The sequence below is a fragment of the Ruegeria sp. CDSA236 genome, from assembly GCF_059611285.1.
In genome coordinates, this window is record NZ_JBXWPG010000015.1 from 22,268 (window position 1) to 35,394 (window position 13,127).

General features: G+C 56.9%; 13 protein-coding genes and 3 pseudogenes. 8 read left to right on the forward strand and 8 right to left on the reverse strand.

Features of this window, described 5'->3' with window-relative positions; translation table 11 throughout:
- Nucleotides 1–2: 2 nt before the first annotated feature.
- The 7 genes from AC2FLB_RS18715 to AC2FLB_RS18745 form a co-directional block, all read right to left on the reverse strand.
- Nucleotides 3–758, reverse strand: coding sequence for an ATP-binding cassette domain-containing protein (locus AC2FLB_RS18715; protein WP_299664544.1), 756 nt, complete (start codon nucleotides 756–758; stop codon nucleotides 3–5).
- Between the two features lie 19 nt (nucleotides 759–777).
- The gene (locus AC2FLB_RS18720) at nucleotides 778–2,010 is read right to left on the reverse strand and encodes an ROK family transcriptional regulator (protein WP_299664541.1); all 1,233 of its coding nucleotides are present in this window, start codon (nucleotides 2,008–2,010) and stop codon (nucleotides 778–780) included.
- 75 nt (nucleotides 2,011–2,085) lie between these two features.
- On the reverse strand, nucleotides 2,086–2,730 hold the full coding sequence (locus AC2FLB_RS18725; RefSeq protein WP_299664539.1) for an AAA family ATPase: 645 nt from the start codon (nucleotides 2,728–2,730) through the stop codon (nucleotides 2,086–2,088).
- Nucleotides 2,723–3,574 carry a PfkB family carbohydrate kinase gene (locus tag AC2FLB_RS18730; RefSeq protein WP_299664537.1) on the reverse strand — a complete coding sequence of 284 codons (852 nt, stop codon included), beginning with the start codon at nucleotides 3,572–3,574 and terminating at the stop codon, nucleotides 2,723–2,725. Before AC2FLB_RS18730 ends, AC2FLB_RS18725 begins: the two co-directional genes overlap by 8 nt.
- Complete coding sequence (gene fba, locus AC2FLB_RS18735; protein ID WP_496676969.1) at nucleotides 3,571–4,644, reverse strand: class II fructose-bisphosphate aldolase; 1,074 nt, start codon at nucleotides 4,642–4,644, stop codon at nucleotides 3,571–3,573. The genes AC2FLB_RS18730 and fba overlap by 4 nt, the downstream gene beginning before the upstream one ends.
- Before the next feature lie 10 nt (nucleotides 4,645–4,654).
- Nucleotides 4,655–6,142: a family 43 glycosylhydrolase gene (locus AC2FLB_RS18740; protein WP_496676972.1), complete on the reverse strand. Its 1,488-nt coding sequence runs from the start codon at nucleotides 6,140–6,142 to the stop codon at nucleotides 4,655–4,657.
- A gap of 80 nt (nucleotides 6,143–6,222) precedes the next feature.
- A complete protein-coding gene (locus AC2FLB_RS18745; RefSeq protein ID WP_299664530.1) occupies nucleotides 6,223–7,299 on the reverse strand; it encodes a sugar ABC transporter substrate-binding protein in 1,077 nt (358 codons plus the stop codon).
- A 675-nt stretch (nucleotides 7,300–7,974) separates the two neighbouring features.
- Here AC2FLB_RS18745 and AC2FLB_RS18750 point away from each other — a divergent pair.
- The 4 genes and pseudogenes from AC2FLB_RS18750 to AC2FLB_RS18765 all read left to right on the forward strand — a co-directional run.
- A pseudogene (locus tag AC2FLB_RS18750) lies at nucleotides 7,975–8,229 on the forward strand (IS110 family transposase); the annotation flags it as partial.
- A pseudogene (locus tag AC2FLB_RS18755) lies at nucleotides 8,223–8,309 on the forward strand (RidA family protein); the annotation flags it as partial. The pseudogenes AC2FLB_RS18750 and AC2FLB_RS18755, both read left to right, overlap by 7 nt.
- A 4-nt stretch (nucleotides 8,310–8,313) precedes the next feature.
- On the forward strand, nucleotides 8,314–8,400 hold the full coding sequence (gene mobC, locus AC2FLB_RS18760; RefSeq protein ID WP_367575553.1) for a plasmid mobilization relaxosome protein MobC: 87 nt from the start codon (nucleotides 8,314–8,316) through the stop codon (nucleotides 8,398–8,400).
- Between the two features lie 125 nt (nucleotides 8,401–8,525).
- Nucleotides 8,526–8,825 (forward strand): annotated as a pseudogene (locus AC2FLB_RS18765) (IS3 family transposase); the annotation flags it as partial.
- A gap of 61 nt (nucleotides 8,826–8,886) precedes the next feature.
- On the opposite strand, the gene AC2FLB_RS18770 reads toward AC2FLB_RS18765, so the two are convergent.
- On the reverse strand, nucleotides 8,887–9,312 hold the full coding sequence (locus tag AC2FLB_RS18770) for an Lrp/AsnC family transcriptional regulator (RefSeq protein ID WP_496676975.1): 426 nt from the start codon (nucleotides 9,310–9,312) through the stop codon (nucleotides 8,887–8,889).
- 113 nt (nucleotides 9,313–9,425) lie between these two features.
- On the opposite strand from AC2FLB_RS18770, the gene AC2FLB_RS18775 reads away from it, so the two are divergent.
- The 4 genes from AC2FLB_RS18775 to AC2FLB_RS18790 all read left to right on the forward strand — a co-directional run bounded on the left by AC2FLB_RS18775 (nucleotide 9,426) and on the right by AC2FLB_RS18790 (nucleotide 13,123).
- Nucleotides 9,426–10,598, forward strand: a complete 1,173-nt coding sequence (locus tag AC2FLB_RS18775) for a pyridoxal phosphate-dependent aminotransferase (protein WP_496676978.1) — start codon at nucleotides 9,426–9,428, stop codon at nucleotides 10,596–10,598.
- Nucleotides 10,599–10,623: 25 nt separating this feature from the next.
- Entirely contained in the window at nucleotides 10,624–11,370 is a 747-nt protein-coding gene (locus AC2FLB_RS18780) for an SDR family oxidoreductase (RefSeq protein WP_496676981.1), read from the forward strand.
- 12 nt (nucleotides 11,371–11,382) lie between these two features.
- Nucleotides 11,383–12,225, forward strand: a complete 843-nt coding sequence (locus AC2FLB_RS18785) for a fumarylacetoacetate hydrolase family protein (RefSeq protein ID WP_106607288.1) — start codon at nucleotides 11,383–11,385, stop codon at nucleotides 12,223–12,225.
- 169 nt (nucleotides 12,226–12,394) lie between these two features.
- The gene (locus tag AC2FLB_RS18790; RefSeq protein WP_106607586.1) at nucleotides 12,395–13,123 is read left to right on the forward strand and encodes an SDR family NAD(P)-dependent oxidoreductase; all 729 of its coding nucleotides are present in this window, start codon (nucleotides 12,395–12,397) and stop codon (nucleotides 13,121–13,123) included.
- Nucleotides 13,124–13,127: the final 4 nt, after the last annotated feature.

Consider the following 13,127-nt stretch of genomic DNA (forward strand, 5'->3'; position numbering starts at 1 on the left):
CCTCATTCGCCGAGAGTTATGGCCTTCACGAGCCGGTCCGAGGTAATCTCGTCGCGTTTGAATTCGCGCGATGTGACCCCGTGATGGGTCACTACGATACGGTCAGCCAGGCGGCGCACCTGATCGAGATTGTGGCTTACCAAAAGGAATGACGTGCCCTGCTTGTCGCGCACATCCTCAACCAATCGCTCAACTTCCGCCGTTTCATTCGGTCCAAGTGCGGCGGTCGGTTCGTCAAGGATTACGATGTCGCTCCCCCAGGCAATTGCGCGCCCGATCGCGATACTTTGTTGTTGTCCTCCGGACATGGAGGAGATTGGTTGCGACAGATCCTGAACGGTGGTGACATTGAGCTGCGCGAGGGCTTCACGGGTTTTTTCGCGCATCTTTCGTTCATCCACAAAAATCCCCCATTTGCGGGGGATGCGCCCCAGAAACAGGTTGTAGGGCGCCGTCATATTGGGAACCAGTGCCAGATCCTGATAAACGACTTCGATCCCGCATTCCTGCATATGCGAAACACTGTGCTCAGCCCGGGATACTTCCTTGCCATTGATGATGATCTGTCCGCCGTCCGGAACATGGGCCCCAGCCACAACCTTCATCAACGTTGATTTTCCGGCACCATTTCCGCCCACGATCGCGACAACTTCACCGCGATGAAGATCAAAGGAGCCGTCACGCAATGCCTGGACACCACCAAATGACTTCGAAACGTGTTTCACCGAAAGAAGAGGTTGAGCCGTCTGGTCATTCATAGTGGGTTCTCCTTCATTCCTATCCGCTTGCTTCAGCAACAAGGGCTTCTGGCTCGGCTCTGGGAGAACCGAGATAGGTTTGTGCAAGTACGTCCAGAAAGGCCCCGCGCAGCACAGTATCTTCACTTTGCTGGCTCAGCTCGATGTCGACGGCATCGTAGATGCTTGGCAAAACCGTCGCTTTTACATGGGTCTTGATGTGTTCCAGAAACCTTTGACCGAACCCGGCATATTCATCTCCGATCACAACCAAATCCGGATTGACGAAGTTGATGCAGTTGGTGATGCCTTGCGCCAGATAGCGTGCAACCCTGTGCACCTCTTCGCTGGCAAGCCCGTCTTCCGCTGCGTATGCGTCAAGGACCTGAGAAAAATCAGCGTCTGAAGTCAATGTTGTACTGCTGACGTTCTCTGCGCGCTCCCGTATGGCACGCAGTAGCGCAATGCGCGACGTGAAGAGTTCCAGACAGCCTCTATTTCCACATTTGCACTGCTCGCCATCAACGCTGATGGACGTATGCCCCAATTCACCTGCAAGACCTTGCGCACCCCGGTGCACATGGCCATCCACGACAAGCGCCGAGCCGATCCCCTGACCGGCAGACACGTACAACATGACCTTGGCCCCCAGCGCCCGGCCATGATGGCGCCATTCAGTCAAGGCTGCTGCCTTGGCGTCGTGTGTGGAGTGAACAGGAATGTCAGGATAGCGGGAGCGCAGCTCGGGGATCAGATCGAAGCCCTGCCATTGAGGGCTTTCAGTCATGAGGATGACACGTTCATCGCGCTCCAGGAACGGGCCAGGAACAGCCACGCCAATGCCATCGACCTGTTTCAAATTGCCAATCTGGCGATCCAGTGTCTCGGAGATCTCCTTGAAAGTCTGCTTGGCGGACCCGTCCCGTGCGATGGGGAATTCACTGGTCTCCAGCAGGTCACCGCGCAGATTAAATGCAGCAATGGAAAAGCTACGGCGTTGCAATCTAAGACAGAGGATGTATCGCCCGGAACCAACAAAGCTGAGGTTGATCGATCGCCGACCACGCCCCCCACGAACAAGTCCCACTTCCTCAACGATGCCATTGTCAATAAGTGGTGCTATCGCACGTGTGACAGTCGCCTGATCCAATCCGGTGGCTACGCTGATTTCCTTGCGCGAGCATTCTCCCATGTCGTGCAAAGCTGCAAGGATGGCGCGCCTGTTGTGGCCTTGAATACCTTCGATCGACAAGCCTTTTTGAGCAAGTTTCATGTCCGAACCCCAATTTTTTCAATTTGGCTCAAACATAGCGAGTTTTGCTTGCAACCTGCAATCAACTCTCGGGTGCTACGCATCGACGCCCTCCTGAAACAGGATGTCGGCGAATGTAGCACTTTGTCGGATCCTCTCCGCGTTGGGCATGTCGGTCTTGGTGATCTTTTCCCGCGTCTCGACTTCACCTCTGCCGCCACGCTCGTGGCGTCGCTTCAAGCGCTGCTTCAGGAGTTCATCCGGCGTGTCTACAAAGATACGCAGGTCGAAATGCGATGCCGCTCGAATCCAAGGCGCTTCATTCATCAGAATGTAGTTGCCCTCGACTATGCAAAGGGCCTCGTTTCCTTCGATCCTGGCGCCTTCTGGGACCGGGTCATGTATGTGCCGGGAATATCGCGGCCACCAAAACGCATCTCCCCTGGACAAACGTTCCACCGCGTGGGCAAACGCGTTGCCATCAAACGTATCGATACGGCCTTTCACGCTTCTAAGCCCTTCGGCCTCAAGCTGGGCGTTTGTTTTGTGAAACCCGTCCATCGGGCAGTAGGCAGCGATGTGCCCGGCAGCGCGTAGATCCTCGGACAGCCGCTCGGACAGCGTAGACTTACCCGTCGCCGGAGGCCCTGCAATTGCTACAATGAGCGGCGGTTGACCTGCACTTATCCGCTTTTCAATTGCGCCCAGAAGGCTGGCATAGTCGGCGAGGTGCTCAGGCATCCATCCAACTCCGCGTACCCGCATGGGTGCATGACTTACCCGCGATCTGGTTGGCGATATTCAACGCATCTACAAATGACCCGGTCTCGAGATACGCGTGGCAGAAAGCGCCGTGATAAATGTCTCCTGCGCCCAAGCTATCGACAACGTCCACCTCCAAAGCGGGTATCTCGCCCCGTCGTCCCTGATCATGCCAGACGACCCCAGCGTGACCCCGTGTCATTGCCCAGCGTTGGATGTCCAGTTCCTCACACATATTGGCAAAGGCGCGCAGTCCCTCGGGACAAAACACGTCGCTGACAATTGGAATATCGGCCAGCTTTAGAAAATCCGGTGACCAGTCTTTCCAGCCGCCGCCATCCAAAATGATTGGCCCTTCAAACGCACGTAAGGCGTCAGCGTGCGCCGCAACAAAATGCCGTTCGTACTGGTCGATCTGAATCAACCCGTATCCTTCCGTCAGGATCAGACCTTCTTGAGAACGCACCTTTTCGCACTCATCCCCTGCGCCATTGACAATCATCCTGGCCCCAAGGCTCCGGGTTGAAACAACTGTCGAAAGAGGGATGCGATAGTCCGGGTCATTACTGATGTCGTGCACCGTAACGTTCCTGTCCTTCAGATCGGACGTCAGCATTGTCTTCATTGGGCCCGGCGCGCCCAGCGATGTGGCCAGCGCCGCCGTTCCACCAAGATGGGCGAACGTAACGGCAGCGTTCAAAGCAGACCCGCCCGGGATCACATCATTGCTCAAAGCCTTGGTCTTCCCGTCCGGACCCGGAAAATCCTCAACAAGCGCGGTGACATCCATCACCGAGCGGCCTATGAACAGCGCCCGGCTCACGCGGCCTTCCGGGATGGATCGAGCCCGCCATCAGCATACCGCTTTGCCATTTCTGCAACTGGGATCGGCTTGATTTTACGCCCGTGGCCCGCCACCCCGAACCTCTCGAACCTGTCACGGACCAGCGTTTCAAGCTCCGCCATCCCGGCCAAGATAAACGCCCGAGGATCGAAATTCGATGGGTTGTCCCGGGAGAAGCGCCGCATTGCGCCGGACATGGCCATGCGGCAATCGGTGTCGATGTTGATTTTTCGAACACCATGCCGGATCCCGCGTTCGATCTCTTCGACGGGGACGCCCCAGGTTTGTGGCATTTCACCGCCAGAGGCGTTTATCAAGTCCTGCAAACCCTGTGGCACAGAGCTCGACCCATGCATGACAAGATGGGTATTCGGCACGCGACGATGGATCGCCTCAATCTGGCTGATGGCCAGGATGTCGCCATCCGGTTCCCTTGTGAATTTATAAGCGCCATGAGACGTCCCACAGGCTATCGCTAGCGCATCGACCTTGGTTGTAGCAACAAACTCCGCTGCCTGATCGGGATCGGTCAATAGCTGATCGTGATCCAGTTTGCCCTCTGCCCCGGACCCGTCTTCTTCACCCGCCTCGCCGGTTTCAAGCGATCCAAGAACACCCAGCTCTCCTTCGATTGAGGCACCCGTCCAATGTGCGATCTGTGCAACGCGAGCCGTGATATCGACGTTGTGGGCATAGCTGGCGGGTGTCTTGCCGTCGCCCATCAGGGAGCCATCCATCATGGCCGAGGTGAACCCCGCAGCGATGGCGCTGACGCAGGCCTGCTCATCATGGCCGTGGTCCTGATGCAGACAGATTGGGTTGTCGGGATACATGGACGCCAGTGCGTTCACTATAGCGACGATCATCCGATCTCCGGCATAGGCCCTGCGAACATTCAAGCTGGCTTGCAGGATCACCGGTGCATCGCAGGCGCGCGCAGCGTTCATGATCGCAAGGCCCTGCTCCATATTGGAGATGTTGAACGCCGGCACACCAAATCCTTGATCCGCCGCATAATCAAGCAATTGTCTGAGGGTTATGAGGGGCATGGCGAGGCCTTTACTTGCGGAAGTTGAGATTGTGGAATTTCGCCGAGCCTTCCTGAACAAAGAGACCCCAGGCATCGGTATTGGAGATGTCATAGACCCTGAAGGATGCAACAACCTGCCCGGCCACAAAGCACTCGATGGCCGACCCGTTGCGCAGGATCTGGACCCGGTAACACCCATCCTCCGGTGTGAAGGCGAGCGGACGCTCGACCAATGGGCTGTCGATCTCCTGACGGACCTCAATGCCATGCCGCTCATTGAGCACCAGGCTGTCCCAAAGTGGATCCATCGCGGCAGGCCAGCGATCAAACAGGACGCGCTCCTTCATGGGCTCGATTGAAAGGCTGTAACCGCTGTCCAGATGATCGCCGCCTCGGGGTTCGATGAGAATACCCACAGCTTCGGTGGCGGGATCAGGTTCAATCACTACATCGAGCAACACGTCATCCCGGTTCGGACCGTCGATGAACGCGTATCCGTATGATCCTGTCGCATCACACCGAGGGTCTGCATCGCCGGTCCAGTCTCCCAACATGGGGCGCAGCTTGTGGGGCACGGTCTCTGCGTAACTCTGGTCCACGTTATCGGGCAATTTGCAGGTCAGCGTGCCGTCTGGCAGCGAGACAAGTTCGCGCGGGCTGCCCAGTTCTCCGCCCCAAACCCAGCTGCGCTTGGGGCCATGATGCTTGCGGAACGGTATCCATGCGAAACTCATGCGACGGTCGCCATCGCTGGCCGATTTGGCAGCGTAAAATCGACGCCCGTCAAGACTGTCGAGCTTGCGGCTTTCCCAAGGACCATCCGGGGATTTTGACACCCGATACACTGTTTGCATTCGTTCCGAGTAGCGGCTTTCAACCAGATACCACCAGTCGCCCAACTTGAAGATTTCCGGGCATTCCGGGCAATGCGTCAACATCGAGGACGCCAGCGGCGGGCCAACCTCCCAGCATTCCAGATCATCGGACGTGGCAACGGCAACACAGCCCCGGCGAAACTGCGGACCTTCCTTGAGGCGCGCTGAGATCAGCATCTTGAAGCACCCTGCCTCTTCGTCGCGGTAGACAAAGGGGTCGCGCCAATCGACGGTTTCGTACCAGCGGTGATCGGGGAAGATCATCGGGTTGGATCCGGATTTCTCCCAGGACTTGAGATCAGTCGATGTTGCCTTGCAAATTGACTGCGGTGAAGCAGATTGACGATTGTAACCTGTGTAGAAGAAGTGAAACACGCCCTTGTGCTCAATGACAGAGCCGGTCCAGATCCCATCGCCGTCGCACTCACCGTGCGCGCCGGGGCCAAAAGCGTCGGGCATCACCTCCCAGTTTACGAGGTCATCTGACCGAAGATAAGCGGTCGAGACGCGCGCCCGCTCAACATATTCCCACGCGCCCACAGGGGGTTGGGAAAAAAACAGATGCCACGTGCCATCGTGGTAGAATGGCATTGTATCACCAGCGGCAGCACCGCGCTCCGGAGCGTATCCGAAAAGTCTCATCTGCGGACCTCGAAAAGAGTTTGGTTTTTTAGTCCCCCGACCCATTGAACCGGGGGAGGGCTCGCTGCGTGCAAGGGGAGTTATTGCACGTAGTCTTGCCAGTTTGCCTGCCACGCGTCGATGAAACCGGGCAAATCAGCGTCGGGATTATGGACCTTGCTGAGGCTGCGAACGGTTTCCGGTGAAAGAATACATCCGTTCAGAAGACTGTTGGCATAGGTATCCACATTGTCGGCTGTTACCGGAATGAGGCCGACCCGCGGCTGGGTGTCTTCAATCGGGTGACCGTGCAAGTAGTCATAGAGTTGGATAAGGCCGAACCCGCCAACCATCCAATGGCCACCGATCGAGAAACTCAGTTTGCCATCCTTGATGAATTGAGCGACCTGCTCGTCAATGTCGGTGGTTATGATGGCGATGTCGTCACGCCCTGCCTGTTCCACCGCAAATTGACTGCCGAGACCGGCGACCGCGCCAAGCACGATGATCGCGTCAATCTCGCCGGGTCCGAAGCGGGCAATGAACTGCTCGGCATATTTCTGGCCATTCTCCCGGTTCAGACGATCCCAACTTTCAGCGATCACTTCGACCCCTGCCGCGTCCAATTCCGATTGAACTCCCGCCCAGATTTCTTCCGCAGAAGTCACACCTTTCTGGTTCCAGACCATCGCGACTTTCTTGTGTCCGAGATCTGCGGTGGCTTTGCCGATTGCCTGACCCCAAGTGTCATTGTTCTGGGTCACCTGCGCGATGAAATCCTCACCTTCATAGTCATCGTCATAGCTGGACACCACCAGTCGACCGACGGCAATACCAGGAATATCATTCTCTTCGAGAAGACGCGCGACCTGGATACCGGCCGGCGACGTCAGCGGGTTGAAGATCAGCCCGTCCGGGCCGCTTGCGATGATGGATTCAGCTTGCGCCGCGTGCTGTTCTTCCGAGTTCTGATCGTCAAACTCCTTCAGCTCGACACCCAGCGCTTCAGCGACGCAGCGTTCAAAACGATGGCGGTTGATAACCCAAGGGTTTGTTTCCGGCTGGCCAAGGTCAGCGATTACCAGATCGGTACGAGCTTCGCTTTGAGCCGTTGCCACGCTCGCAAGCGGCAACATGGCTGCTGTCACAAGCAAAGGCTTGAGCATCTTGTAGGTCATGATCTCCTCCCTGGAGAGTTTTTCGCGTTGATTGCGGAGAGGTAAACTCCTATTTAATGCGTACTGCAATTAAATGCAGTTTGCAAGTATATATCCAATCCGCTGAACCAACCCGGGAACTTTGAGGTTGCGAAGTGGCAAAAATCCAGGCTTTACGGCTCAAGCAGTCAAGGCATCAAGTTCCGCGCGAACCACGCGGTACGGCAGGACCCGGTGTCCTGACTCAGGTTCCGAGCGGTGTGGATGCCCTGGGCGTGGTCCTCGTAATAATCGGCGTAGTCGTTCACAAATCCGCGCAGATGTCGTCTGCACCTGTCAACGGCGACTGAAATCGGCCATTCGCTGCAACCTGAAGAACGAGCAGGTTGGGCTCGAAGCAGTCATTCGCTGCAACTTGCTTGAACGACTGCTACGCGGACTCTCCAGACATTGGCCTTTGGGCATGTTGCTGACGCAGCATCCGTTTGCATCTGCGGCACGTTCGATGTGGCAGCGCAGCGCAAATCACCGAAGCAGCCGCTCGACAGCGCGGATTTGGCTGAGACCGAAACTGTAGTTTCGCCGCAGCCTGGTCTGACAACTCAGACGCGGATGGGGTGGATGGCGCCTGCAGCCAACCGTCGCGCTTTGCGGCATACTGTAGAAGTCATCTTCTGACAGGAAAGGAACCCCACCATGGAAGTTACAACAGTTGGACTGGATCTTGGTAAGGACGTCTTCCAAGCTCACGGCATCACCGCAGACGGGGCGATTGTTTTCAATCGAACAATTCGACGCAAGCAGTTGCTTAAGTTCTTCGAGAAATTGCCGAGTTGCCTTGTCGGGAAAGAAGCCTGCGGGTCGGCCCATCACTGGGCGCGCGAGCTGACCGAAATTGGTCATGATGTGCGGCTCATGCCTGCGGCCTATGTCAAACCGTATGTCACGCGCCAGCCCGTGCCTGCGGCGAAGCCAAGCTAGCCCGTGCAGAACTTGGGGTCGAGTTTATAGTGGACGCGGCCTACGATTGATCTGTTGCGGGTTTCGGCTTCGCTCAATCGCACCGGCAACAACGTCAACCAGATTGCGCGGCGCTTGAACGAGGCGAGCGGTGTGCTGTAAGCGAAGTGCTGCGATTTTGTAGATTGGCGCACCTGTCATCAGATTGGGACCTTCTCAATCTGATGACAGGAGGTTCCGATGGTGGAACATTATGTACCCGCGCTGCGCAAGTGCTTTCTCGAAGACATGCGGACCGCGGGGCTCAATACCTGTCGATCAAGTATTCCGAGCGCCTTGACGAGGCGAAGGTCGGTGCCTCGGTCGGCAGTAGCGGGGACAGTTACGATAACGCCCTCTACAAGGCTGAGGTCATCGAACACGAAGGCCCGTGGAGTGGCAAGAAAGACGTGGAAATGGCAACCCTCAATTGGGTCAATTGGTGCAACGAAAAGCGCCTCTTCGGCCCGCTCGGGTATATCTCACCCGCACCAGCAGAAAGGAACTTCTACAACGCAGATTGCGCGGCTAAGATCGCCGTAGAATGACAAACTCAAACGTCTCCGGTAAACTCGGTCTGGTTCAGTAACCATAGAAGCCGGTAGTCGTTTAGAACTCTTTGGAGAGAGCCATGATCGTCTCGGTACGCTTGACACCATCGATTTTATAGATCTGCTCCAGCACGAGATTCAGACGCGGCTTTTCGATGGGATTGATGAGCAGCGCGAAGTCGTGGTCTCCTACGATTCTTAGACAACTTGCAACCTCTGGCATGGTCGCAAATTCGCGTGCTGCTGCTTCCCCCTTGCTGCGGATTTCCATGTTTATCAGTACAATTGCCCCTATGCCGCCTGTTTCAACGGTCGAAGGTTCCTTGATTGTGTAGCCAAGAATCTGCTGAGTTTGCTCCAGTCTTGAAAGCCTTGCCTGCACCGCAGTGCGCGAACGGCCAACCTTCCTCGAAAGATCGGTGACGGGCACACGCGAGTCCCTGCGCAGCGCTTCAAGTATTTGCTCGTCGATCTTATCACGCATTGATATCCAAGCCCGTCCCAAATTGCAGATTGCCTAGTGTATAGGCATATTGCCTATGATTTCAATCGATTTAACAATCGACAGGACGGGCCGTTTTGACTGACATCTTCGTTATGGACAACGCAACACTATTGAACTCGATTTCGTCCCGTGCGCGGGCTTTGGAAGCCTCCAAGATCCGCGAGGTTGCAGAGCTTGGCATGAAGCAAGACGGCGTGTTGCCGCTCTGGTTCGGTGAAGGCGCCTGGCCGACCAATTCACTGATTGTGGACGCTGCAATTGCCGCGCTCAAGGCTGGCAATCATATGTACCAGCCGAACAATGGCGCGATGGCGCTGCGGCAAGCGATTTGTGCTTATAGCAACGAACTTCTGGGCAGCCGTCTGAAACCGGCTCAGGTCACAGTCACCCCTTCCGGAATGCAAGGCCTCATGCTGACGGCTGAATTTCTTGTGACTCCCGGCGACCGGGTTATCGCAGTGGAGCCGGGCTGGCCCAATATCATCGGTGCTTTCAAGGCGACCGGTGCAGAGATTGCGAGCGTGGCAATCGTGCCGAAGGGCGGTCATTGGGCGCTCGACGTGGAAGAGCTGATCGCGGCGCTGACACCGGGCACCAAAGCGGTGGTGATTAACTCGCCCAACAACCCCACCGGCTGGACCATGTCGGCCGAGGAGCAGCGTCTGGTGTTGGAGCATTGCCGCCGGCACGGCATCTGGATCGTTGCCGATGACGTTTATTCCCGGCTCTACCGCCATGGGCGTCACGCGCCCTCATTCCTGTCGATTGCAGAGCCTGAGGATCAGCTGATCTCTGTGAACTCGTTTTCAAAATGCTGGTCGATGACCGGATGGCGGCTTGGCTGGATCGTGGCTCCCGCCGCGTTCGAGGGGAAGCTGGGTCAGTTGACCGAGTTCAACACGTCCTGCACAGCCGGCTTTGTCCAGGAGGCGGGTATTGCAGCCCTGCGCGGCGGCGAAGAGGAAATTGCCAGCCTGTTGAGCAAAATCCAGGCAGGGTATGAAATCACGGCAGAACGCCTCAACGCTTTTTCGCGGGTGGAGTTCATTGAGCCTGATGGTGCTTTCTACTGCTTCTTCCGAGTTGACGGGCTGACTGACAGCTTCGCTGCGGCTGGTGAAATCCTTGAGCAGACCAAGGTCGGGCTAGCGCCGGGCGTGGCGTTCGGTCCGCAGGGAGAAGGTTATTTGCGGCTCTGCTACGCGCAGCCGGCAGAAGTGCTGGAAGAGGCCTTCAAGCGGCTCGAGCCGTTCCTCTCGAAGTGATGCCTCAATATCGGGGAGGAAAGACATGACGTATCAACTCAGCCTTGAGGGTAAAACCGCGCTGATTACTGCCGCTGGGCAGGGTATCGGGCGTGCCAGCGCCGAGGCCTTTGCCCAGGCTGGCGCCTCGGTCATTGCCACAGACATCAATGAGACTTCGCTAGCTGAGCTCAATGCGATTGACGGCATTACCGCATGGAAACTGGATGCAACCGATCCCGAAGACATCAAGCGGGTACTGCCTGAAGCTGGTAGGCTGGATGTGCTGTTCAATTGCGCTGGATTTGTCCATACCGGCAGCATCCTGGATAGCACCGAGGAAGATTGGGACTTTGCCTTCGATCTGAATGCCAAGGCCATGTACCGCCTGTGTAAGGCAGTCCTTCCGGGCATGCTTGAACAGGGCAAGGGGTCGATCATCAACATGTCCTCGGTGGCATCCTCCTTGAAGGGCGTTCCAAACCGCTTTGTTTATTGCGCGTCCAAGGCAGCGGTCATCGGCATGACCAAGGCGATCGCTGCTGACTACGTAACCCAAGGCATCCGTTGCAATGCGATCTGCCCTGGCACCGTAGATAGCCCATCGCTGCACGACCGGTTGCGGGCCACGGGCGATTGCGAGGCGGCGCGGGAGCAATTCATCGCGCGCCAGCCTATGGGGCGCGTTGGCGATGCAGACGAAATTGCAGCGCTTGCAGTTTACCTTGCCTCGGATGCCAGCGGATTCACCACGGGCCAGGCCCATATCATCGACGGCGGCTGGGCCCTCTGAACGGAGACTATCATGAAACTTTTGCGTTATGGCCCGAAAGGGCACGAAAAACCCGGTATCGTCGACGCTGACGGTGTTGTCCGCGATCTGTCCGGCTTGGTGGATGACATTGCCGGTGAGGTTCTGACGGATCAAGGCCTGGCCGGCATTGCCGAAGCTGACCTGTCGTCGCTGCCTGCCGTTGAGGTCGACCGTTATGGGCCCTGCGTCGGCGGTGTTGGCAAGTTCATCTGTATTGGGCTCAATTACTCCGACCATGCCGAGGAAAGTGGGCTGGAGGTGCCGCCGGAGCCGGTGATCTTTGCCAAGGCGACTTCGGCAATTTGCGGTCCCAACGACACGGTAGAAATCCCCCGCGGCTCGAAGGCCACCGACTGGGAAGTTGAACTGGGCGTCGTAATTGGCAAAGAGGCAAAATATGTCGATGAGGCAGAAGCTCTCGAACATGTTGCGGGCTACTGCGTGATCAACGACATTTCCGAACGTGATTTCCAGAACAAGCGCGCAGGGCAGTGGACCAAGGGCAAATCTGCCGACACGTTCGGTCCTATTGGACCTTGGCTGGTGACCCGCGACGAGGTTTCTGACCCGCAGAATCTGCCGATGTATCTGGAAGTGAACGGAGAGCGCCGCCAGGACGGAAGCACGAACACAATGGTGTTCGGGGTGGCTCACATCGTCTCTTACCTGTCACAGTTCATGAGCCTGCAGCCAGGCGACATCATCTCCACCGGCACACCTCCGGGTGTGGGCATGGGGATCAAGCCTGAGCCCGTATACCTTAAGGCGGGCGACAAGATGGAACTCGGCATCGAAGGCCTGGGCGTGCAGCGCCAGGACGTTGTGCAGTGCTGACCTTCTCCCCGGCGCCAGGCCGTTCACCCCATTGGCGCTGTTCCTGGGCCAGCTATATTGGTTGCCCGGTCCATCTTTTCCCGAGGCCTACATCCATATCGGTCTCAAAAGGCAAGCCCAGTGAATGAAGGCTGCCTGTAGCCGTGATTTTCATCAGGAGGACAAAGTGATGGAAAACCAAGTTGCAATCGTAACCGGCGGTGCGCAGGGAATAGGCCTGGCTGCGGCTCGGCTTCTGATCGAAAAAGGTGCGAAGGTCGTCAGCTGGGACATTGATGCAAGCAACGGGGACGCAATGGCTGCTCTGGGCGGCAATGCTTTCGCGGTGGACTGCGATATCACCGATCTGTCTTCGGTGGAAGCGGCCTACAAGCGTACTTGCGAGGCAGCGGGAATTCCTTCGATTTTGATCAACAGTGCTGGGATCGCAGGTCCCAACGAACCGCTGGACACCTACGATCCCGAAGCTTGGCGCAAGATCATCGACATTAACCTGAACGGCACATTCTATGTGAACCGCGTCTGCGTTCCTGGAATGCGAGAGCAAGGCTATGGACGCATCCTGAATGTCGCGTCCATCGCAGGCAAAGACGGCAATCCTAATGCTTCCGCCTATTCGGCTTCCAAGGCCGCGGTGATCGGCTTGACTAAGTCCTTGGGCAAGGAACTGGCTGGCTACGATATTGCAGTAAACTGCGTGACGCCGGCTGCGGCCCGGACCCGGATTTTCGACCAGATGAGCCAGGAGCACATTGACTATATGCTTTCCAAAATCCCTCGTGGCCGGTTCCTGGAAGTCGAAGAGGCCGCGAAGATGATCGTTTGGGCGGTTTCACCTGAAAACTCCTTCACCACTGGAGCTGTATTCGATCTGTCTGGCGGCCGGGCCACCTACTAACTCT

Bases quoted from the DNA above. Each gene is read 5' to 3' on its own strand.
- AC2FLB_RS18725 (WP_299664539.1), bottom strand. From the start codon at position 2,730: ATGCCTGAGCACCTCGCCGACTATGCCAGCCTTCTGGGCGCAATTGAA.
- AC2FLB_RS18780 (WP_496676981.1), top strand. From the start codon at position 10,624: ATGACGTATCAACTCAGCCTTGAGGGTAAAACCGCGCTGATTACTGCC.
- AC2FLB_RS18715 (WP_299664544.1), bottom strand. From the start codon at position 758: ATGAATGACCAGACGGCTCAACCTCTTCTTTCGGTGAAACACGTTTCG.
- AC2FLB_RS18745 (WP_299664530.1), bottom strand. From the start codon at position 7,299: ATGACCTACAAGATGCTCAAGCCTTTGCTTGTGACAGCAGCCATGTTG.
- AC2FLB_RS18790 (WP_106607586.1), top strand. From the start codon at position 12,395: ATGGAAAACCAAGTTGCAATCGTAACCGGCGGTGCGCAGGGAATAGGC.
- AC2FLB_RS18775 (WP_496676978.1), top strand. From the start codon at position 9,426: ATGGACAACGCAACACTATTGAACTCGATTTCGTCCCGTGCGCGGGCT.
- AC2FLB_RS18785 (WP_106607288.1), top strand. From the start codon at position 11,383: ATGAAACTTTTGCGTTATGGCCCGAAAGGGCACGAAAAACCCGGTATC.
- fba (WP_496676969.1), bottom strand. From the start codon at position 4,644: ATGCCCCTCATAACCCTCAGACAATTGCTTGATTATGCGGCGGATCAA.
- AC2FLB_RS18740 (WP_496676972.1), bottom strand. From the start codon at position 6,142: ATGAGACTTTTCGGATACGCTCCGGAGCGCGGTGCTGCCGCTGGTGAT.
- AC2FLB_RS18720 (WP_299664541.1), bottom strand. From the start codon at position 2,010: ATGAAACTTGCTCAAAAAGGCTTGTCGATCGAAGGTATTCAAGGCCAC.
- AC2FLB_RS18770 (WP_496676975.1), bottom strand. From the start codon at position 9,312: ATGCGTGATAAGATCGACGAGCAAATACTTGAAGCGCTGCGCAGGGAC.